Origin of the sequence: Sneathia vaginalis (assembly GCF_000973085.1) — a bacterium.
Lineage (GTDB): Bacteria > Fusobacteriota > Fusobacteriia > Fusobacteriales > Leptotrichiaceae > Sneathia > Sneathia vaginalis.
Genome location: NZ_CP011280.1, coordinates 624652 through 645671, shown reverse-complemented (window position 1 = coordinate 645671; position 21020 = coordinate 624652). Strand labels below are relative to the sequence as shown.

21 protein-coding genes are annotated in these 21020 nt (G+C 24.5%); all 21 read right to left on the bottom strand.

What is annotated here, in order from left to right:
- Position 1 precedes the first annotated feature (1 nt).
- Complete coding sequence (gene rplI / locus VC03_RS03315) at positions 2 to 454, bottom strand: 50S ribosomal protein L9 (protein ID WP_046328660.1); 453 nt, start codon at positions 452 to 454, stop codon at positions 2 to 4.
- 12 nt (positions 455 to 466) lie between these two features.
- Positions 467 to 1822 (bottom strand): DNA polymerase III subunit gamma/tau, encoded by a 1356-nt coding sequence (dnaX, locus tag VC03_RS03310; RefSeq protein ID WP_046328659.1) that lies wholly within the window; start codon positions 1820 to 1822, stop codon positions 467 to 469.
- Positions 1819 to 2727 (bottom strand): CBASS cGAMP-activated phospholipase, encoded by a 909-nt coding sequence (locus VC03_RS03305; RefSeq protein WP_046328658.1) that lies wholly within the window; start codon positions 2725 to 2727, stop codon positions 1819 to 1821. The genes dnaX and VC03_RS03305 overlap by 4 nt, the downstream gene beginning before the upstream one ends.
- Positions 2727 to 3410, bottom strand: a complete 684-nt coding sequence (locus VC03_RS03300) for a hypothetical protein (RefSeq protein ID WP_046328657.1) — start codon at positions 3408 to 3410, stop codon at positions 2727 to 2729. Before VC03_RS03300 ends, VC03_RS03305 begins: the two co-directional genes overlap by 1 nt.
- Entirely contained in the window at positions 3407 to 4174 is a 768-nt protein-coding gene (locus VC03_RS03295; RefSeq protein WP_046328656.1) for a Rossmann-fold NAD(P)-binding domain-containing protein, read from the bottom strand. The genes VC03_RS03300 and VC03_RS03295 overlap by 4 nt, the downstream gene beginning before the upstream one ends.
- A gap of 2 nt (positions 4175 to 4176) precedes the next feature.
- Complete coding sequence (locus tag VC03_RS03290; RefSeq protein WP_046328655.1) at positions 4177 to 4875, bottom strand: pseudouridine synthase; 699 nt, start codon at positions 4873 to 4875, stop codon at positions 4177 to 4179.
- Positions 4876 to 4941: 66 nt separating this feature from the next.
- Positions 4942 to 5310, bottom strand: a complete 369-nt coding sequence (locus VC03_RS03285) for a hypothetical protein (RefSeq protein ID WP_046328654.1) — start codon at positions 5308 to 5310, stop codon at positions 4942 to 4944.
- Positions 5311 to 5387: 77 nt separating this feature from the next.
- Positions 5388 to 6749: a PapB family radical SAM/SPASM ranthipeptide maturase gene (gene papB / locus VC03_RS03280; protein ID WP_046328653.1), complete on the bottom strand. Its 1362-nt coding sequence runs from the start codon at positions 6747 to 6749 to the stop codon at positions 5388 to 5390.
- A complete protein-coding gene (locus VC03_RS03275; RefSeq protein WP_046328652.1) occupies positions 6746 to 7369 on the bottom strand; it encodes a hypothetical protein in 624 nt (207 codons plus the stop codon). The genes papB and VC03_RS03275 overlap by 4 nt, the downstream gene beginning before the upstream one ends.
- Positions 7362 to 8015, bottom strand: a complete 654-nt coding sequence (locus VC03_RS06735; protein WP_144406233.1) for a hypothetical protein — start codon at positions 8013 to 8015, stop codon at positions 7362 to 7364. Before VC03_RS06735 ends, VC03_RS03275 begins: the two co-directional genes overlap by 8 nt.
- Positions 8016 to 8742: 727 nt before the next feature.
- The gene (locus VC03_RS03265) at positions 8743 to 9609 is read right to left on the bottom strand and encodes an ATP-binding cassette domain-containing protein (protein ID WP_052727680.1); all 867 of its coding nucleotides are present in this window, start codon (positions 9607 to 9609) and stop codon (positions 8743 to 8745) included.
- A 24-nt stretch (positions 9610 to 9633) separates the two neighbouring features.
- The gene (locus tag VC03_RS03260; protein ID WP_158500357.1) at positions 9634 to 11211 is read right to left on the bottom strand and encodes an ATP-binding cassette domain-containing protein; all 1578 of its coding nucleotides are present in this window, start codon (positions 11209 to 11211) and stop codon (positions 9634 to 9636) included.
- A gap of 1091 nt (positions 11212 to 12302) precedes the next feature.
- Positions 12303 to 12977, bottom strand: a complete 675-nt coding sequence (locus VC03_RS03255; protein WP_046328649.1) for a tRNA threonylcarbamoyladenosine dehydratase — start codon at positions 12975 to 12977, stop codon at positions 12303 to 12305.
- Positions 12977 to 15874, bottom strand: a complete 2898-nt coding sequence (locus tag VC03_RS03250; protein WP_046328648.1) for an ABC transporter permease — start codon at positions 15872 to 15874, stop codon at positions 12977 to 12979. The genes VC03_RS03255 and VC03_RS03250 overlap by 1 nt, the downstream gene beginning before the upstream one ends.
- A 2-nt stretch (positions 15875 to 15876) precedes the next feature.
- Positions 15877 to 16560, bottom strand: a complete 684-nt coding sequence (locus VC03_RS03245; protein ID WP_046328647.1) for an ABC transporter ATP-binding protein — start codon at positions 16558 to 16560, stop codon at positions 15877 to 15879.
- The gene (locus tag VC03_RS03240; RefSeq protein WP_046328646.1) at positions 16561 to 17079 is read right to left on the bottom strand and encodes a hypothetical protein; all 519 of its coding nucleotides are present in this window, start codon (positions 17077 to 17079) and stop codon (positions 16561 to 16563) included.
- A gap of 11 nt (positions 17080 to 17090) precedes the next feature.
- Positions 17091 to 18089, bottom strand: coding sequence for a thymidine kinase (locus tag VC03_RS06685; protein ID WP_084710350.1), 999 nt, complete (start codon positions 18087 to 18089; stop codon positions 17091 to 17093).
- Between the two features lies 1 nt (position 18090).
- Positions 18091 to 19680, bottom strand: a complete 1590-nt coding sequence (locus tag VC03_RS03230) for an ABC-F family ATP-binding cassette domain-containing protein (protein ID WP_046328645.1) — start codon at positions 19678 to 19680, stop codon at positions 18091 to 18093.
- A gap of 44 nt (positions 19681 to 19724) precedes the next feature.
- Positions 19725 to 19958 carry a hypothetical protein gene (locus tag VC03_RS03225; RefSeq protein WP_046328644.1) on the bottom strand — a complete coding sequence of 78 codons (234 nt, stop codon included), beginning with the start codon at positions 19956 to 19958 and terminating at the stop codon, positions 19725 to 19727.
- Between the two features lie 9 nt (positions 19959 to 19967).
- Positions 19968 to 20630: a peptidylprolyl isomerase gene (locus tag VC03_RS03220; RefSeq protein WP_052727679.1), complete on the bottom strand. Its 663-nt coding sequence runs from the start codon at positions 20628 to 20630 to the stop codon at positions 19968 to 19970.
- A 3-nt stretch (positions 20631 to 20633) separates the two neighbouring features.
- On the bottom strand, positions 20634 to 20999 hold the full coding sequence (locus tag VC03_RS03215) for a hypothetical protein (RefSeq protein WP_046328643.1): 366 nt from the start codon (positions 20997 to 20999) through the stop codon (positions 20634 to 20636).
- Positions 21000 to 21020 lie beyond the last annotated feature (21 nt).

Genomic DNA, 21020 nt, shown 5'->3' with positions numbered 1-21020 from the left:
TTTAAACACCTACTACAGTAACTTTTATTTCAGCACTTATCTTATTATGTAACTTCAATACTATTTTATGTATACCAATTTCTTTTATACGTACATCTGTTGGCATTTGTTTTTTATCTACACTGTAATTTAAGTCTTGTTTTATCTTTTCAATAATTTCCTTAGAACCTATAGAACCAAACACTTTACCATTTTCTCCTGATTTTACACTCAATGTTATTGACTTACCATCTAATTTTTCTTTAAGTTCTAGGGCTTTTTTCACTTCTTTTTCTTCATCTTTAAGTTTCTTTTCACCTTTTTGTCTTAACTTATTTAAGTTTTCTGGTGTAGCAGGTACACCTTTTTTTGATGGGAAAAGGAAATTATTTGCATATCCGTCTTTAACTTCAACAATTTCATCTTTTTTACCAATTCCCTTAATTGTATCTAGTAATATTACCTTAATTTTCATTGCGTATCCTTTCTAAATCTTTTCAGCTTCAAATAGACTTCTAACCTTGTCATAGAAACCGTCAAAATTTTTCATATATTTTTTATCTATAATCTCTAGTGTGTATCTAACACCTAGCATATCATATATTTGCTCTTCTATTTGGCGTCTATACTCATAGTCACTTATTATCGCTTTAGTATATTCCCTATTAGTTGTTTGTTTGATATATATACTTGCATTTTTTATCTCAACAAACTTAAATTCTGATAAAACTGAATATGGTATTAACATTCCTTGTTCTTTTAATTGATTTAAGAATTTCTTGTAGTCAAATTCAATATTTTTAACATTAGTAGATACACTAACTGTACTTACAGTCTTTTTAACCTTAAGTATATTGTATATTATGATATAGACTATAATACGTATATCGTCTTCATTCTTAAATATATTTAAAGAAGAATAGATGTTTGTTATTACCAAACTAATGTAGTCTATATCTTTTTCATTTGCTTTTAGAAAATCACAAAAATCTTTTAAAAATTGTTCAATCTGTATTCCATCTTCATACATTTCATCAACAAATTTAACTAATTCTTCTTTTTGTTCATTTTTCAAGTATTCATTAAATTTAACAAAATATTCACGAGGCACCATACCTAAAGTCTTTTTAACTAATTCTTCTGTAATATCTTCTCCAAAATTAGTTGATGATATTTGTTCAAGTATAGAAAAGGCATCCCTTGCACTACCACCTGATTTTTTAAATATTAACTTTAGACTGTCGTCATCTATTTTAATATTTTCTTTTTCTACACAATTTCTCATCATATCTATTGCTTCATTTTCACTTAATGTTTTGAAGTTATAGCATATACAACGAGAAATAATAGTATCTGGGAGTTTATTAATTTCAGTGGTTGCAAGTATAAAGATTGCATGTTTAGGTGGTTCTTCTAATGTCTTAAGTAGTGCATTAAATGCTTCATTAGTTAACATATGTATTTCATCTATAATATACACTTTCATTCTGCATCTAACTGGTTGGTAATTAATACTTTCTTTTAATGAACGTATTTCATCAATACCTCTATTAGAAGCAGCATCTATTTCTATTATATCTAAATTATTACCCTCTGCTATACTTACACAATTTTCACAACTAAGGCAAGGTTTTGAACTTATTCCATTTTTCATGCAATTAACAGATTTTGCAATTATTCTTGCAATTGTAGTTTTACCTACACCTCTTGGACCACTAAATAAATATGCGTGTGCTAATTTATTTTGATCTAATGCATTTTGTATGGATTTTTTAATGTATTCTTGCCCAAATACAGTATCAAAATTATTGGGTCTATACTTTCTGTATAAAGTTTCACTCATTTCTTTCTCCCATAATTAAATATTTTGCTAATAAATCTTGTAAATATACTTTGATTTTTAAAGAATATATCTAAATTACCTGTAAATTCATCAAAAATCTTATCACTGTTTGTTAATATATATTCTGGTATATTATCTATTGAAATTTTATCGTTGCAATAAAAGTCTATACGTAAAAAATTTTTTTCTAATAAGTTTTCAGTTAGTATATTTACTGCCTCTACATTAGTTTTTAGACTAAGTGGTACAATATCTTTAGACCATGAAATTAAACCACTTTTTTCATTTTTTAATTCTTCACTATTCTTACCTGTGCCTATAGATAATATCTTTATATCACTCATCTTTTTAGCAAAACCTTTTTTAGATATAGCCTCTACTAGTGCTACAAGGCTTGGGTTATTAGACCATATACAACCATCTATATATTTTTTACCTTTAATTTTATGAGGTTCAAAATATATAGGTGCTGATGCTGATGCCATAACAGCATCAATTAATCTAACTCCTTTAGGATCCCATGACTTAAATATTTGAGGTTCTGAACTTAATATATCTGTTGCTGTAATTAAAAGATTTGTTTTTGTATCTTTAAAATCTTTATTCTTATAGTTATTCTCAAGCAAAACTCTTAGCTTATCGCTCTCATATTTACTTGAAAAAATACCTTTTAGTATTGATGATTTAAAAACATTTTTATACTCTTCTAGGTACATTCTAGTAATATCTTTTGCATCAACATCCACTGCTATTGCACCTGCTATTATCGCTCCCGTACTTGTACCTACAATTAAATCAAAATACTCATTAACCTTTATATTATATCTTTTTTCAATATTTTCTATTATACTTGCTGTAAAATATCCTCTCGATCCACCACCATCAAGACAAAGTATTCTAAACATTATAGATAAAGCTCCATTTTATCAGTTGGTATGCTTTCAATAGTATAATTTTGTCTTGTCTTATTATCAAATAAGGTACTGTACGAATCTTCTTCATTTGGTATCTTTTCTACAAAGTCCCCTATTTTTACATCTGGTGCATCTTTTATTTCAGTTTTTAATTTATATATTTCTCCATAAATTTCTTCTAACTTTTGACAATCAAAAACAATAAAGTCATCCATAGCTTTTAATTGTTTTAAAGTTTCTTTAGGTAAGACATAATATATCATTGATTCATAACCAACATTAAGTCCAAAAATATCCATAGTCTTATCCACCATATTGTATCTTACATCACTTACTAAAATATCGAATAAAGTTTCTGAATAGTAGCTTTCTTTTTCACCATAATCATCAAAGTCTACATAATTCATTTTTACCTCATTATTATTTAAATATTTTTTAATAACCTTAACATAACCTTTTGCTCCTACATTGTGAAAGAAACAATTTGTATTATCGGCTAGATAATAGTACCAGAATTGTGCAAATTCTTGTATTTCACCATCATCTTCATATCCTAAATAATCTGCTATGCACATATATTTATCTTTAAAAAACGCTTCTTTTGCACTGTAATATTTATCCATATCTGCACCCAAAAGTTTAGCTGCTTTATCTAAATTTTCATATTGATTCATCTACATTTCTCCTTTTCTAATATATAGTCATATATCTTACTTACTTGTGAATAATCATCACAATTTATACTCTTTAACACCCTATAAATTAGGAGTATAAGGCCTGAATAAACTTTTGCACCTTTTAATTCATATTTTCTTAATAAGCTTGTTTTAAAAGGATAAGTAATTAAATCAAAAGCATAATTAGTTGGTATTAAGTTCACACCCTCTAACATACACGTATTAATTGCCTTTACATTACCCATCTCTGTTGCATTAATAATGTAGTCTGCTTTTAATAGATTGACAATTTCAATCTTACGTATTTTTCTATCCCCAGGTCTTAACTTTATATCTAATTCATCAGTAATAGTTGCAATATATACAACAGGATCTGATATATCCTTTAGAGCATTGTATATTGAAATTGCTTGTTTTGTACTTCCAAGAATTAATATTGTTTTTTGTGAAATATCAAATTTTTCATCTAATAAAAACTCTTTAAATCCTTCATATATTGTATTTCTTGGATTAATTTCATCACCATTTTCTAAAGAAATATAGTTTATATACTTATACAGTCTATAATACGTCTTTTTAAAATTACTTTTTAAATAATCTTTGTAATTATTATCTAAAAAAATACCCTCATATTGTTTGGATTCAATTAAATCTAATACTTCTTCAGTTGTCTTTTCACAATATGTATATTCAATATTTAAATAGTCTAGTATCATAGAAATTAATTCATGCTCATCATTCTTATTAACAATATATACCATAATTATTCCTTTAATAATTTTAATTCACTGTCACTTAATTCTCTATACTCACCTTCATTAAGATTTGCATCTAGAACTAAATTATTCATTTTAACCCTTTTTAAATAGGTTACCTTATTACCAACTGCATTAAACATTTTCTTTATTTGATGAAATTTACCTTCAGATATTGTAAGATAACATGAATTACTAGATAATACCTCTATTTTTGCATCACTTTTAGTAATATATCCACCAATATCTACACCCTTTTGCAAATTAAGCTTATCTTCATCACTAAGTTCATTCATATATTCAACATAATATGTCTTTTTTATATGTTTCTTAGGACTTAATAAATTATGAGCTAACTTGCCATCATTTGTTAAGATTAATAGCCCTACAGTATCTATATCTAATCTTCCAATAGGAAATAGTTCATATGTCTTGTAATCACCATTTAATATATCTATTACTGTTTTTAATTTTTTATCAAATGTTGCACTTACTACACCATTTGGTTTATTTAACATAATATACACGTATGGTTTATATGTAACCTCCCTATTTTCAAAAAGAACTATATCATTTTTTTCATCTACATTAAATGATGTATCTTTAACTAATACATCATTAACATATATTTTTTTCTGTTTTATAATTTTTCTTACTTCTGATCTTGAACCAACACCAGAATTTGCTAAAAATTTATCTATTCTCATACCGTTCCTCTTAGAAAATTATAGCAAAAAAAAGGCTTTTAGTCAAAAACTAAAAGCCATATTTAACTACAATCTAAATGAACCTACTTCACCTTTTTTTGCTTTATCTTCTAAAAATCTAAATAATTCTTTAAAATCTGATGAATAATTATTATTACCTAAATCAATTTTAACACCATCAATAGTGTTACGTTCTCTTATACTTTGTGATAAGTTCAATGTTTGACTGGCAAAGAAGTTGTCACTTAATTTTAAACTATTTCCATTTGCCATCTTTTCATCAAATGATACAGACATTATCTTACCATTTCTACATATGATTGTCATTTCTGAAGTTGATGAACCGTTACTTTTCTTAGCAGAATAAGTCCCATTAACAAACGAAAAAGATAGAATTGTAATTAAAGTTGATAATAGCACAATTAACTTTTTCATATCTATCACCTCAACATATTTTAGCATATTTTTTATTATTTTTCTAATTAATTTTTCATTTAGTATATATTAATACCCTATTTTAAATCACCAAATAAATTTAGTTTATCTTCTTCAGTTAAAGATATGTAAATCTCAAATAATTTCTCTACCATTTTCTTAGTAAAATTACAATGTTTTTCAGATGGTTTATTTATACTCAAATTAGCATATACATTTTCATTTATGCATGCACCACCACATATGTTCCTAGCTATACAATATTTACATTTATCAAAATTTTTTAAATCCATTTTACTAAATATTTTCTCATTAAACTTTGTATTTGAATCTACATTAGTTAAAACATATCTTTTTAATCCTACAAACCTATGACAAGGATACACATCACCATTAATATCTATAGCTATCATATTATTAGCAGCTCCACAACCTTTTATACGTATACCATCTTTAGAGAATTTCCTCAAATTATTCATAAACATACTGTATTTCTTTACTTCATTATATTTTTTTAATTTTATTGTATTCCATAACTCATCTAATAATTTATTATAACTTTCTGATATTTTATAAAAATCCTCTTCTGTTAATAAATTATCTGCAACTGCCCATGCTACTGAATTCAATTTCAAATCTTTAACTAAATGATTTATACTTTTTTTCATATCATAATTTGGAGGTGCTATTGTCGCTCTTACCACTACTTTTTTATCTAATTTATTAATATTTGATTTTATTACATCATAAACACCTTTTTTTGATATATAATATCTATTACTATCTGTAACTTCTTTTGTACCATCTAAACTTATGGTTATAAATATATTATTATCTAATAAAAATTTTTTGATTTTATTTGTTAATAGTGTCCCATTAGTTGTTATAGAAAAATGGAATTTTTTATTTATATAATTCTCTATACTTTTTGTATAATCAATAATTTCTTTAATCAACACAAAATTAGTTAATGGTTCTCCACCAAAAAAACATATTCCAACTTTATCTACTTTTGAAACTTTCACAAAATAATCTATTGCTTTTTTTGCTATTTCAAAGGTCATTTTACCTTTATTATTATATTCACCTCCTTCTCCATAACAATACTTACATCTTAAATTACATTCTTGTGAAACCATTAATGTTAGACCTGATGGTTCAAATTTAAATTTACTATTTAACTTTTTATCATATATGCTATTTAATTTATCGTCATTTTTTTTATTTCTTAATATATAATTATTTTCTAAAAAAGTTTTTATATCTTTATCTTTTTCAATATTTATATTTTTATTATAATGTATAATATTCGAAACTTCTTTATTGATTTTAAAAATCCCATTTGTTATTAAATTATATAAATAAAATTCTCCATTTATTTGTTTTATAACATTTGGATAATATTTCTCATTTTTAGGATAAATGTCCATTAATTTCATAATTCATCTCCTTCTATATCTCTTATAAATCTATTCTTTATTAAAATATACATTGAACTAAATAATACTAGAATTATAATTCTACTTAAATATAAATAAAGTATATTATCATCTAATAATTTTATGGTCAATACTAATGATACCCAACATTTATTAACAACTAAACCTGATATTAACAAAATGTAATAAATTCCATAAACTATAATATTTTTATTAAAATATAAAGACATAGAAAAAATTATTATTATAGATACCAATATTTCAATAATCATAAATAACGCATAATGTATATTAATATTTCTATTTATTATAAAAAATACCACTTGTCCTATCAAGAAAAAAAATATATTTGTAAAAACTACATCAAACAATATTCTGCCTATATATTTTTCTAAATCTTTTATATACAACTTTAAATAATTGCTAATAATTCTAATATTTTTTTCATTTATATACTTATTAACAATATATGGTATAGTAAATAATATTATTATTTGATGTGTAATAAATCTATATGAAAACATATACTCTGTTGTCAAAATAAAATGAAACTTTGTATCTATTATACCAAACACAATATAAACCAATATATAGTATAATATATTTTTTACTCTATTCATGTTTTTTACCTCTAAATGCTTCAGTTATAATATAATTAACATCTTTATCGTAGTATAAATTATTAAATTTATTTTTCAATAATTCTATAAATTCTTTATCATTATTTATTTTATAACTCTCTAAATATAGTCTCTTAAATTCATCAGGATTTTTTATATAAATATATCCAGCAACATTATATACATAATTAAACCTATTAGGTCTATATTTTGTATTATAGAAAAAATTCAAATAATAATCATAATAGTTTTTTAGTTTATTATATTTCAATCTAGTACCAACATTTCTACCAATTGCACTTGATATACCTTGTAATAAATGTCTTTGATATCTATTTTTAGGTACATTTATATAATTATCTACATCTATAACATCCTCTACATAATTTTTTGAAAAAATATCTATATTATTAAAATTAATCATTGCATCAGATAAAACATTTATAGTAACTTTATCTTTATCTGATAAAAAAGATTTTGGTTTACTCTTACTTATCCATAATACATCGTTTAAATATGCTTTTTCTATATATATTTTTCTTTTTTCACTAACATCTAGTATTTTGTCATATTCTTCTAAAGAATATACTAATATTTCACCCAATAGCTTAGCATCTTTCTCTTTTAATCCTTTATAATAGCACATATATCCATCTATATTAAAGCTTTTATAACTTTCCTTTTTTACTTTCATATAACTTAAGTATTCATAGCCTATGGAAAATACATTGATAAAAACAGGAATAAGTAATAAATATAGAAATTTTTTCTCCTTAAAAAAATAGAATGTTATACATAAAAAACTAAATATGCTAATACATAAAATTGATAAAATACTTGAATAATTCAGAACATCAAGATTATACAAAAATGTATTTACAGATAATACATTATTATACGATGTTGCATTATATACATTAAAAAATATAAAATTAATGATCGCCAGTATAAATATAGGAATTATATTAAAATACACCCCTAAAAATATTCCAAATGAAATCGAAAATAAATATTGAAACAAGCCATACATTATAGCAATATAGGCTTTAGCACCTAACATAACTAATTGTAAATTTATAAATAAAAAATAAGGTATATTTATTAAAAAACACAATATTATAACTTCTTTTGATTTTGAAAATAAAACTAACCAACTTCTCTTATCACTAAAAAATATCTTACATGAATAATATGAATTAATCATTATAAAAATAACTGCAAATAAATTAGCAAACATTTGAGTTTTAACATCATGAATATCAAAAAATTGTAAAAATAGTAGAAATAAAATTAGTATTGTATGGAATATTACATAATTTTTTATATTTTTATATCCCTCATTAACAAATATCTTTACTAGCTTAAAATACGTATTATTCAAGCTGACCACCTAAATTCATAATATAAAAATAGGCATCTTCAAGAGTTGGTTCGGCTTTAATAAAACCTGTATTTTCATTCTTAGAATACACTCTTATTTCATAAGAATTCTTTTTTCTTAATATCGAGATTAAATTCTTATATTCTTCTATTTTTTCATATTGTTTTATTTCTTTAATATATATCTTATTCTGCATTTTTTCTATTAAATTATCAACAGATCCTGTATATACAAGTTCCCCTTTTTTCATTATACCTATATTCTCACATAGTATAGCTATATCAGAAATTATATGAGAAGATATAATAATTATTCTATCTTTTGACAAGGAAGTTATAATATTTCTAAATCTTAATCTTTCTATGGGATCAAGTCCATTTGTAGGCTCATCTAATATTATTATTTTAGAACCCCCTAAAATTGTTTGTAATATAGCTAATCTTTGTTTCATACCACCAGATAAGGTTTTTATTTTGCAATATTTTTTATCTAAAAGATTAAATTCTCTTAATAAATTATCAATTTCTTCCTCTATAACCTTATTTTGTTTTAATGTTGATATATACTCAAGCATTTCATAACATGTCAGGCTCTCAAAAAATTCAAAATCTTGTGGTAAATATCCTATTTTCTTTCGAAATTCTAATATATTTTTAGATACATCTTCACCATCAACACTTATATTTCCACTTTGTATGGGTAAAATTGTGGCAATCGTCTTTAGAAACGTACTTTTACCAGAACCATTTTCACCTATAAGTCCATATACCCCATTACAAATTTGTGTATTTATATCTTTTATAGAAAAATTTTTATTTAATTTATATTTTTTTGATAATTTCTCTATTTTTATAATCATACATATCATTCCTTAATTTTCTATCTATTTACCATAATATTCTTTATATTTTAACATTTTTTTTATTTCATTTTTTTTAAGTATTTTTCCATTAGAAAATACAATCCATTTATAACTATTATTTAAAAGATATAATTTATGTGTAATTAAAATAACAATATTATTTTGGATATCATTAATTATATTAAATATATTATTTTCAATATCAATATCTGTTGAAGTTGTAGGCTCATCTAATATTAAGCAACTATGACGCTTAAATATTGCTCTAGAAAATGCAATCTGTTGCCATTCACCATTAGAAATTTCATAACCATCATCAAATTTATGACCTAATTTAATATTACCTTTATAATCTAAAAATTTAAGAATATTTTGTTGATTGAGTTTTTTTATAAAATTAATAATTTTATCTTTTTCATTCAAATCACTTATACATATATTATCTTCAACATTAAATTCATACCTCATATAATCTTGAAATAAAACACTTAAATTATTATACAAAGACTCTTTTTCAATTTCTTTCATAGAAATTCCATTTATTAATATTTCACCTTCATAATTATCATAAAATCCACACAATAATTTTATAAATGTACTTTTACCTGATCCGTTTTCACCAATTATTATTATTTTATCATTTGCATTTATCTTTAAATTTATATTTTTTATTGCATATTCTAAATTCTCTCTATATTTAAACCATACATTTTTAAATTCAATAGTTTCAATTTTCTTTATCTTAATATATTTTTTATTATTAATATTCGGGTCTTTTTTATATATAAATTCAAAAAGTTCATCTAAATATAGTTTTTTATTTAATAAATTTGAAATGTTTTTTGATATTTTTTCACTAGAATTAACAACATTTAAAATACAATTTAAATATAGATATCCTGTACCAATTGTTATAAAAGAATTAATAATATCTTTCAAAACTATGTAAACAGTAAAAAATAACATTATTGTTTCTAAAATCTGAAAAATTATTCCATTAATAAATAGATATTTAAATATCAATTTATCTTTAATATTAATTTTATCTATATTTGCAATAAAATTCTTAGTAAAAAAAACTCCTAATCTAAATATTTTATTTTCTTTATATGAATTTATATCTGTCAATAAAAACCTATAATAATTAGATTTGCGAACATTTATAATCCTAATTTTTGACATTTCATATTCTTTTTTACCAATGATAAAAACTAGATAAACACAACATATCGGAACAATAACTAAATAAATTACTGTATATAACTTCCATTTTGCTAAAATAATTATACTCCCAATTAACATTGATATATTGGTAATAACATCTAAAATGTTTAAAATCATTGCATATGGAACATTAATATCACGTAGTGTTTTTTGGATACTATTATAAGTTTCTGTATTCTCAAAGTCAATCATCGACATATTTTTACACTTATCTATAAATATACTATTTATCTTATATTCCAATTCTAATTTAAATATTTGTTGGATATAATCATAATAAACAACGATACATTTAGAAAATAAAAATGTAATAATATAGTAAAACAGATAATAAAAAACTATATTCACTTGTTTTTCAACAAGTAAATTTATCATTTGTTTCAGCAAAAATACAGTTGCAAAAAATAATAAAATTTTTATTATAACTAATATTAATAATTTTGAAAAATTTTTAAAATTTATTTTTAAACAAAACTCAATTAACTTATAAAAAGTACCCAAAAACATCACCACTTCTCATACTAACCGATGTGTTTGCATTCTCTTCCAAAATCACAATTTCCACAATCGCTATCTCCCCAATCAGTAGCGTCGCAAGAATCACATCTATCGCGTGCGTCACATGTTATACACCAATCATCTTCATCATTTTGAAAAAAATCAATTGTTGATTTGTTCAATTGTTTCATAAAAAATCTCTCCTTTATATTTTTATTATAAATTATATCATTTTTTTTATTTTTTTCAATTTATTTTATTTAAATATATATTATAGTTTATTAACCAGTATAAAAAAAATACTTTGTTCTACAAATTACTTTTAGTATTTTTATTATAAAAAAAAATCAATACTTTATCTAAAAAAAAATAATCTATTTTTTAACCATAAATAAAAAATATATTTTTTAAATTATTTGTAAAAGTTTTTTCAAGTAATTCATATATATTTTTTAATTTATATAAATTTTATATATAATATAACTAATTATTACTATTCTAACTTTTGTATAGTTCGGTTATCGTAAATAAAGTACCTTAATCACTATATTCTTGCTCAAAAATACTCCTGAATTATATTGTAAATTTCTTATAATATGCAATTATTAAATATTGATTTTGTTACTTTACACCTATTTCATCAAATATTTACTCTATATATTAGAATAAATATTCATATGATTATCTCTATATCCTTAAGAAATAATTATTTTATTAACAGCATAACTTTAGCTTGAAACATTTTACAAAATATATCTTTAAGAATATCTTGCATTTCTTGGGTATTTTCAGATTAATATTATTAAAGAATACATCTGCTATTGCATTACTTGCTTCACTATATTTATTTCTTTCTTATTTTTATAACAATTCATGATTTCTTTTCATTTCCATTAATAGTAAAATATATTATTTTAAAATAAAGTGTATAAATATTTTTATAATTTATACACTCCATTATATACTTACTATTCTTCTAATATTTTTCTCACAACATAACTTGCTAACATCAATCCCCCAACAGATGGTACAAAGCTAACGCTTCCTGGATGGGGTTTATCGTGTTTTATTGCGTGTTCTGTTGATGCAACTACATTGATATTCTTATCCTTAAATTCTTTTCTTAATCTTCTTGCAAGTCCACAACCTATGGTATTTTTTAATTTACCTATGTAGACTTTTGTTGGATCTAATCTATTAGCTAACCCCATTGATGATATTATATTTATTTTTTTATACAAACAATAACTAATTAAAGCTATTTTGGCATCCATATCATCAATTGCATCAATTACATAATCGTATTTTTTATCAAAAAACTTTTCTATATTTTCTTTACTAAGCTTTTCAGTATATATATTTATATTACAATTGGGATTAATGCTTAATATTCTTTCTTTCATAAGCTCTACTTTTAGTCTACCTACGGTATTTATATTAGCATGTATTTGTCTATTTATATTAGTAATATCAACAGTGTCAAAGTCTACTAAGGATATATTCCCTACAAAGCTTCTTGCTATTGCTTCAGCAGCAAAAGAACCTACTCCTCCAACACCAAATATTATACAACTTGATTTATTTAATTTTTCTATGCCTTCTTTTTTTACTAATATTTCTAATCGTTCATAACTAGTTGCCATCATTCACTCGCTTTCAATGCTTCTATCATATTTATTTTATTTATTTTTTGGATTAATAAGCTGCAGACTAAGACTACAAAAAACATTGATAATACAAATGAGAATAAAAATGGCTTATAGTTTAATGCAACTACTGGTTGTATAGGTGATGTCTTAAACATTAGTGCTAAGAACAAATGTAACTTACGCCCTATATACAAGCCAAATAATGTTGAGATTATGGCAAGTATAAATATTTCCCTAAAGATGTACAAATACATTTCACTTTTTCTATAACCTAAAACTTTTAATGTACTTAATTCTCTTTTTCTTTCTATTATATTAATATTCCCAAGATTATATGTAACAATAAAGGATAGGCTTGCACCAAGTATTATCATTAATACTACTACATTAGATAAACTCTTAATTTGTTTTTCAAAAAATTCTTTTGTATCTTCCTTAGTGTTAATGCTATATACTATCTCATTATCTAATAATTTTTCTATATCTTTTGTCTTATTATTAAACTTAACTAATACTGCATTTGGTTCTTTTGTTGTATCTTTTGTATAAATATATTGGTAGATATAGTTTTTAAATACACCATCTACATTAATTTTATTAGGTCTATTATATATATCATATACTGTAATATTACTACCTTTTTTCTTATGTAATATCTTAGATGTTTTGATTGATATAACAGACTCATTTTGATTTAATTTAAAATTGAAAAAGTCTTCATCATTATTACTTATCAAATACTCATGTGATAATTGATAATCAAGACCATCTTTACTGTACTTTACAGGCACAGTGTATAGTTTAAATATCTTTGAAAACTTAGATATATTCTTAAAATATTCTTCTTTCTTTTCAATAGGTGCATCGTATTGGAAATATACAACAGCATCATATTTTTTAACTTTATTATATTGATATCTTGTAATATCTGATATTGAATAATGTAATGATATACCTAGATATATTAATGCTGTACAAGCTCCTATTCCAAGTATGGTCATAAACATTCTTCCCTTATACTTAAGTAGGTTTCTAAATAGTATTTTTTTAGAAAAATTCATTCTCTTCCATAATATACTTTTTTCTAGTAATATTCTCTTACCTTTTTCATTTTCTCTACCTGTTAAAAGGTCTACAACCTTTTCATTCAATTGTTTAATTACAACAGCAAGTATTGCTATTGTTATTGAGAGTATAAATGCAATGGCTATTACAATAGAATATGTAGGAACAAAATATATTTTAATATTTTTGAATATAGGGATAAAGTCAACAACTAATGTTGGTGCTATTATTTTTGGAAGTACTATTGTTCCACCTAAACTTCCTAAAAATAGTCCTATTATTGTTGGAACTAAACCATATATTAAGAATTTTTTTATAATATACTTATTTTTATATCCTAAAAACTTATATACTCCTATAGTAACTCTTTGTTCTGTTGAAAATCTAATCATAGTAGTTACTGTAACAAAAAGTCCTATTACAAAAAAGCAAGCAGGGAATAGATAACACATAATCTTAGTTGATCTTATATTATTATATAATGTTAAAAAAGCGTTATTATCATATCTTGTACCTACTACATAAGCTGGCTTTAATAAATATTTCTTTTTCTTATCAAGATCATTCTTTTTATTTTGCAATTCCATCTTAACTTTGCTTATATCTTTATGACCTTTAACTAGCTTTATTTTAGCCTCTTTTAATTTTTCATATGAAACATTAAATTTATTTAAATTTTCACTATATTTTTCATTATATTCTTTTTCTTGATTTGATAAATTTCTTTCTTTATCCTCTAGTGTATTAGAAGCATTTTTTAACTCAGCTAATCCTTTTTCTAGTTGTGCTTTTATTCCTTCTAGAGATTTTTTTTGTTCCAAAGTATTATTTATCTTTTCTTTTTCTAAGTTTAATTTAGCTCTACCATCGCTTATCTTTTTTCTATATTCCTGTATCTTTTCCTTACTTAAATAGCCTAAATTATCATTTAACTTCTTTTCATTTTCATCTATCTTTTTTTCTTCTACACTGATTTTTGCAAGACCTTCTTGCATCTTATTTAAATTTTGATTTATTTTATTTAAACCATCTAGTACTTCAGCATATTTTCCATTTAAAGTAGCAGTTTTTTCATTTATTTTTTCTTCATTTTCTTTTATTACTGCTTTACCATTTAAAATTTCTTGCTTTGCATTTAAAAACTTTATTTTTTCTTTTTTTAATTTGCCTTCACTAATTAGAATTTTATTCCTATTTTTAATTAAGTCTTCTCTTTTACTATTTAATTTGTCTAACCCTTGATTTAACTTATTTAAACCTTCATCTAATTCCTTATTTATCTCTTCTTTTCGCTCAAGTGGTCTTTTAGCAAGTAATACATTTAAATTTTCCTTAACATTTTTCACATAATCTAGATATTTCTTACTAAAAGTATTATACTTTTTACTATTTTTCAAATATATTACAGCAACATTTTTTAAACTATCCTTTTTTGGTGCAACAAAACTGACTTTTTTAATGTTTATACCTGATTTTATTATCTTATTTTGTAAATATGACATATCGTATTTTGTATTTTCTGATTCTATGTATAGAATCTTTTTATCATAGTCTATAGTTTCGTTATAGAATACAATCTTATCTACATCCTTAAAATTTTTAAGTAAATTTATATCATAATCTGTAAAACCAGCTGGTGCATCAAGTCTAATATCATACATATTATTCTTTTTAATTGTCGTATCTACAGATTTTTTTATGTCATATACTGTTGAATTTAAACCTACATAAGTTAAAGAGCCTAAAAAAACAATCAAGATTAGGGTTAAAAATCTACTTTTAGACTTTACAATTTCCCTCAATATATCTTTATTTATTGCTTTCATACTTACCACTCTATCTTTTCTATAGGCGTAATAACTTCATTAATATATTCATCTTTTACCTTAGCATCGCTTATTTCTATAACCCTATCAGCCATCTTTGATATTGCTTTATTATGTGTTATTACTACAACAATAGTATTAGTTTTTTTACATATATCATAAAGTAATTTCAATACTTGCTTACCTGTATTATAGTCTAGTGCTCCTGTAGGCTCATCACACAAAAGTATCTTAGGTTTTTTAGCAATCGCTCTTGCTATTGCAACACGTTGTTGTTCACCTCCAGATAATTCTTGCGGGAAATTATGTAGCCTATGAGTTAGACCGACTAGTTCTAATGCGTGTTTTGCATCTATACTATCTTTTACTAGTTCTGAAGCAAGCTCTACATTTTCTAATGCTGTTAAATTTGGCATTAGGTTATAGAACTGGAATACAAAGCCTACATATTCTCTTCTATACTCAGTTAATTGCTTTTCATTCATACTAGAAATTTCTTTTGAATTTATTATAACTTTCCCTTCACTTGCAACATCAATACCACCCAATATATTTAGTAATGTAGACTTACCTGCTCCTGAAGGTCCTAAAATTACAACAAATTCTCCATCATTAATAGTAAAGTTAATATTATTATTCGCCAATACCTTGCCGTAATACTTGTATAACTTACTTACTTTTATCAATTATAGTCCTTCTTTCAAATCATTTAATACTTGTATTACTTTTTCTAGTCTATTTTTAAATATCTTTCTACATTTTTCATCTATATTTTTTTTATTTACTTTTACTAGTGTATAGTATTTACCAGTATTTCTATCTTCCCAAACACCTTCAATATCATATCTATTTTCTTGTATCATACGAGTTGCTAATTCATCACTAAATTCAGCCATTTTATATTCATTAAATCCTTCACCAACTAAATTAGCCTTCTTTAAGTATCCAACTAATACAGATTTTGCATATGATGAAATTTGCTTTTTCAATCCATTTAATGCATCTTCTTTACTTCTTATGTCATCAACACTTTCATCTGAAACTACTGCTATATCGTTTTGACTATCAAATCTACCTTGTATTTTTTCAGATACTTCTTTTTTTATTAAAATCTTGTCAAAAAAACCTTTATCACTTGAAACTACTTTTGAAGCTTGCAAATTAACTGATAATACTAGTAAACTAAATAATAAATATTTTTTCATAAATATTCCTCCTAGATGAATATTGGTATAATTCCTATATTCTTTTTAATCTTTTCAACATCTGTCTTATTATCACATGTTAAATATATATTTTTTATATTCAATTCGCACTTTCTTATTAGTGAGCAAGTTGTTATTAAATTTTCAAATTTATCATCTGATAATATATTAATATTAGAGCACTTAACAAACTCTGCCATTAAGTCTAATACCTCATATTTACCTTCTATTCTACTAGAAATACTATGTGGTATTAAAATAGCAATCTTTCTATCTTCACCATGTAATTTTAGTATATTTTCTCTTATTTCTTTTACTTTTTTACTTATATCTAACTTTACTATATTATATCCTGATAAACTTTTAATATCCTCTATTTTCTTACTATCACTATCTAATTGTACTATAAACTCAATTAAATTTGGATTTACTGTTCTTTTTCTAACAATATGATGCATTCTACATCTTGCTTCATATTTTTCATCACTTCCAACTGCAACTAAAGGATCATCATCATATGCCGGCTTACCGTCAATTAATCTTTGACTTGCATATGCCTTATTACCACAAACTGTACATATGGCCGATAATTTTTCAACTTCATCTGCTATTGCCATTAATTCTGGTAATGGTTGGAAGGGAACTCCCTTAAAATCTAAATCTAAGCCTGCTACTATCACCCTTTTACCTAATTCTATACATTTTTTACAAAAATCTACTACATTCTTTTCAAAAAATTGTATTTCGTCTATTCCTATTACTTCAGTATCAGGATTTTCATATAATATCTTAGTCATTTCATTAACATCTTTTACAGAATATGCACTAACATTATTTTTATTATGTGAATAAATACCATTTACTCCGTATCTATCATCTATTGTCGGACTAAAAACAAGCATTTTTTGTTTTGCGTATTTTGCCCTTCTTAATCTACGTATTAATTCTTCACTTTTTCCTGAAAACATACTACCAGTTATTACTTCAAGACTTCCTACATGTTTTTTCAATTTAACTCTCCAATCCTATATACTCATCATATGTTGATAATGAAACTACCACTTTATCTTCTTTAATATCAATTATCTTATTAGCAACAGTTTGATTAAATTCATGGTCTTTTGTTGTGAATAAGATTGTTCCATTGAACTTAATTAATCCTTTATTTAATGATGTTATAGACTCTAGGTCTAGGTGATCTGTTGGATTATCTAGCAATAGTACATTTGCAGTAGATAACATCATACGTGCTAACATACATCTAACTTTTTCTCCACCTGATAAGACTTTAGCTTCTTTTTTAGCCTCTTCACCTGAAAAAAGCATTCTACCTAGATAACCACGTATATACTCTTCATGTTCATCTGTCGAATATTGTCTCAACCAATCAATTAAATTCAATTCTACATTTTCAAAATATTGATTATTGTCTTTAGGGAAATATGATCTACTTGTTGTAATACCCCATTCATAAGTTCCAGAATCTGCTTCTAATTCGCCACTTAATATTTTAAATAAGGTTGTTATTGCTAAGTCATTATCAGATAAAAAGACTACCTTTTCACCTGTATTAATGTCAAAGCTAATATCATCTAATATTTTTTCTCCATTAATAGTTTTAGAAATATTCTTAACTTTTAGCATATTATTACCAGCTTCACGTTCTGGTTTAAAATCTATAAATGGATATTTTCTGTTTGAAACTTGTATATCTTCTAATTGTAATTTTTCTAATTCTTTTTTTCTACTAGTTGCTTGCTTTGATTTTGAAGCATTAGCTGAGAAACGAGATATAAAGTCCTGTAACTCTTTTCTTTTTTGTTCTATTCTCTTATTTTGATTTCTTAATAGTTCTTGTAAAAGTTGACTAGATTCATACCAGAAATTATAGTTTCCAACATATATTTTTACTTTACCATAGTCTATATCTGCTATATGTGTACAAACTTTATTTAAAAAGTGTCTATCGTGTGAAACTACTAATACTGTTGTATTTTCTAAATTAATTATGAAATCTTCTAACCAATTACATGCCTTTATATCCAACCCATTTGTCGGTTCATCTAAAAGGAGTATATCAGGTTCTCCAAATAAAGCTTGGGCTAACAATACTTTTACTTTATCTGCTTCAATTAATGATTCCATTTTTTTGTTTAACAGACTCTCATCTATTCCTAAACCTATTAAAATCTTTTCTGCATTTGTTTCAGCATCCCAACCATCTAATTCTGCAAATTCACCTTCAAGTTCAGATGCTAATATTCCATCTTCTTCTGTAAATTCAAGCTTAGAATACAATTCGTTTCTCTTTGTTATTATATCATATAACTTTTTGTGACCCATTAATACTACATTTAAAACTGTTTCACCTTCATATGCAAAGTGATCTTGTTTTAAAAATGATAATCTCTTATCAGCTGGTATTACAACTTCACCTGTAGTTGACTCAATTTCGCCACTTAATATCTTTAAAAATGTTGATTTTCCTGCACCATTTGCCCCTATAATCCCATAACAATTACCTGGTATAAACCTAACGTTTACTTCATCAAATAGCTTTCTTCCTCCATATTGCATAGAAAGATTGCTAGTCTGTATCATATGTCCTCCTTTTTGAAAGTAAAAAGGCCACTGTGGCCTCTCTACTATTTGAATGCTTCGTTTACTTCTTCACTATATTTTGAATCTACTGCTCTTTTTTTCTTTTCTTCATTTTCTTTCTTTTCATCTTTCTTTGAAAAAGCTTTAGCTATTTTATCCTTATTTTGCACTGCAAGTACTGTTGCTACACCTGCACCAGCTCCTACACCTAATAATGCTACTGTTGCACATGATGTGCATGTTAGTATTAATAGACCAATCATTAAAATTTTTTTCATAATTGTCACCTATCTCCCTATATATTTTGTATCCCAAATTGCTGTTTGTTCTTTAAAGTTATTCAAGAAATCATTAACATTTCTACCTGTTATTTGTACATCTTGTATAACGTCTCCTTCTCTTATACTCTTTGCTACTTTAATATCATTTTTAGTTTTTAATCTACCAAATACAGTGTATTTACCATCAAATTCTTCTTTTCTTTTTAGAGTAATAAAGAATTGTGAGCTTGCTGGACCATTATCTCTTGATTTTGCCATAGCAATTACACCTTCAATATCAAAGTTTAAATCATTAGTTATTTCATCTTTAATAAAATATCCTGCTGTACCTGTAGTATCTCCTTTACTATCTCCAGATTGTATAAGGTCATTTAATACTACATTATGAAATTTCATATCATCATAGAAGTTTCTCTTAGATAAATATACAAAGTTTGCAACTGTTTCTGGTGCATATTCAGGGCTTAAAAATAGGTTAATATCCCCCTTGTTTGTAACTATTGTTGCTTCTAACTTATATGACTTCATTTTAGATTCGAACTTTTGTTCTTCAGTTGCATTAAATAATCTTTCACCCAAGAATGATTCTGTTACAGCTGCAAATTTTTCACTTGTACATGATGTTGTGAATAATCCTAAGGCTATAAATGCTAGCATTATTTTTTTCATAATCTACATTCCTCCTCTTTTAAATGCTTGAATTTCATCTTCAATATTTGTATTTTCGTCCATATTTACTATAAAAACTGGGAAATTAAAATCTTTTACTTTTGTTCTTAACTTACTTTTTAGTAAACTTTTCCCATCTGTTGCTATATTGTCATATATAACGACTAATAATACAGATTTTGTATCTGACTGAACTGCTTCTACAATCTTTATTAATCGTTTAGGATTCATATTCAAATATTCCTTAAATTTCTTTTCAAAAGCTTCATTACTTATACAAATTTGATATAAATCATATACAAAATCTGGTACTTTTAATGCAAATAACGGCACAATGGGTTTATGATTTTCAAGTTTCATTACTTTCATTATTAGTATACCTCATTTCTA

Bases quoted from the DNA above. Each gene is read 5' to 3' on its own strand.
- VC03_RS03305 (WP_046328658.1), bottom strand. From the start codon at position 2,727: ATGTTTAGAATACTTTGTCTTGATGGTGGTGGATCGAGAGGATATTTT.
- VC03_RS03215 (WP_046328643.1), bottom strand. From the start codon at position 20,999: ATGAAAGTAATGAAACTTGAAAATCATAAACCCATTGTGCCGTTATTT.
- papB (WP_046328653.1), bottom strand. From the start codon at position 6,749: ATGAAATTAATGGACATTTATCCTAAAAATGAGAAATATTATCCAAAT.
- dnaX (WP_046328659.1), bottom strand. From the start codon at position 1,822: ATGAGTGAAACTTTATACAGAAAGTATAGACCCAATAATTTTGATACT.
- VC03_RS03220 (WP_052727679.1), bottom strand. From the start codon at position 20,630: ATGAAAAAAATAATGCTAGCATTTATAGCCTTAGGATTATTCACAACA.
- VC03_RS03225 (WP_046328644.1), bottom strand. From the start codon at position 19,958: ATGAAAAAAATTTTAATGATTGGTCTATTAATACTAACATGCACATCA.
- VC03_RS06735 (WP_144406233.1), bottom strand. From the start codon at position 8,015: ATGTGCTATTATAAAGGATTAAAAGAGAAAGATGCTAAGCTATTGGGT.
- VC03_RS03300 (WP_046328657.1), bottom strand. From the start codon at position 3,410: ATGAATCAATATGAAAATTTAGATAAAGCAGCTAAACTTTTGGGTGCA.
- VC03_RS03265 (WP_052727680.1), bottom strand. From the start codon at position 9,609: ATGATTATAAAAATAGAGAAATTATCAAAAAAATATAAATTAAATAAA.
- VC03_RS03295 (WP_046328656.1), bottom strand. From the start codon at position 4,174: ATGGTATATATTGTTAATAAGAATGATGAGCATGAATTAATTTCTATG.
- VC03_RS03290 (WP_046328655.1), bottom strand. From the start codon at position 4,875: ATGAGAATAGATAAATTTTTAGCAAATTCTGGTGTTGGTTCAAGATCA.
- VC03_RS03275 (WP_046328652.1), bottom strand. From the start codon at position 7,369: ATGAATAGAGTAAAAAATATATTATACTATATATTGGTTTATATTGTG.
- rplI (WP_046328660.1), bottom strand. From the start codon at position 454: ATGAAAATTAAGGTAATATTACTAGATACAATTAAGGGAATTGGTAAA.
- VC03_RS03250 (WP_046328648.1), bottom strand. From the start codon at position 15,874: ATGAAAGCAATAAATAAAGATATATTGAGGGAAATTGTAAAGTCTAAA.
- VC03_RS03230 (WP_046328645.1), bottom strand. From the start codon at position 19,680: ATGATACAGACTAGCAATCTTTCTATGCAATATGGAGGAAGAAAGCTA.
- VC03_RS03260 (WP_158500357.1), bottom strand. From the start codon at position 11,211: ATGATAAATTTACTTGTTGAAAAACAAGTGAATATAGTTTTTTATTAT.
- VC03_RS03240 (WP_046328646.1), bottom strand. From the start codon at position 17,079: ATGAAAAAATATTTATTATTTAGTTTACTAGTATTATCAGTTAATTTG.
- VC03_RS03285 (WP_046328654.1), bottom strand. From the start codon at position 5,310: ATGAAAAAGTTAATTGTGCTATTATCAACTTTAATTACAATTCTATCT.
- VC03_RS03255 (WP_046328649.1), bottom strand. From the start codon at position 12,977: ATGGCAACTAGTTATGAACGATTAGAAATATTAGTAAAAAAAGAAGGC.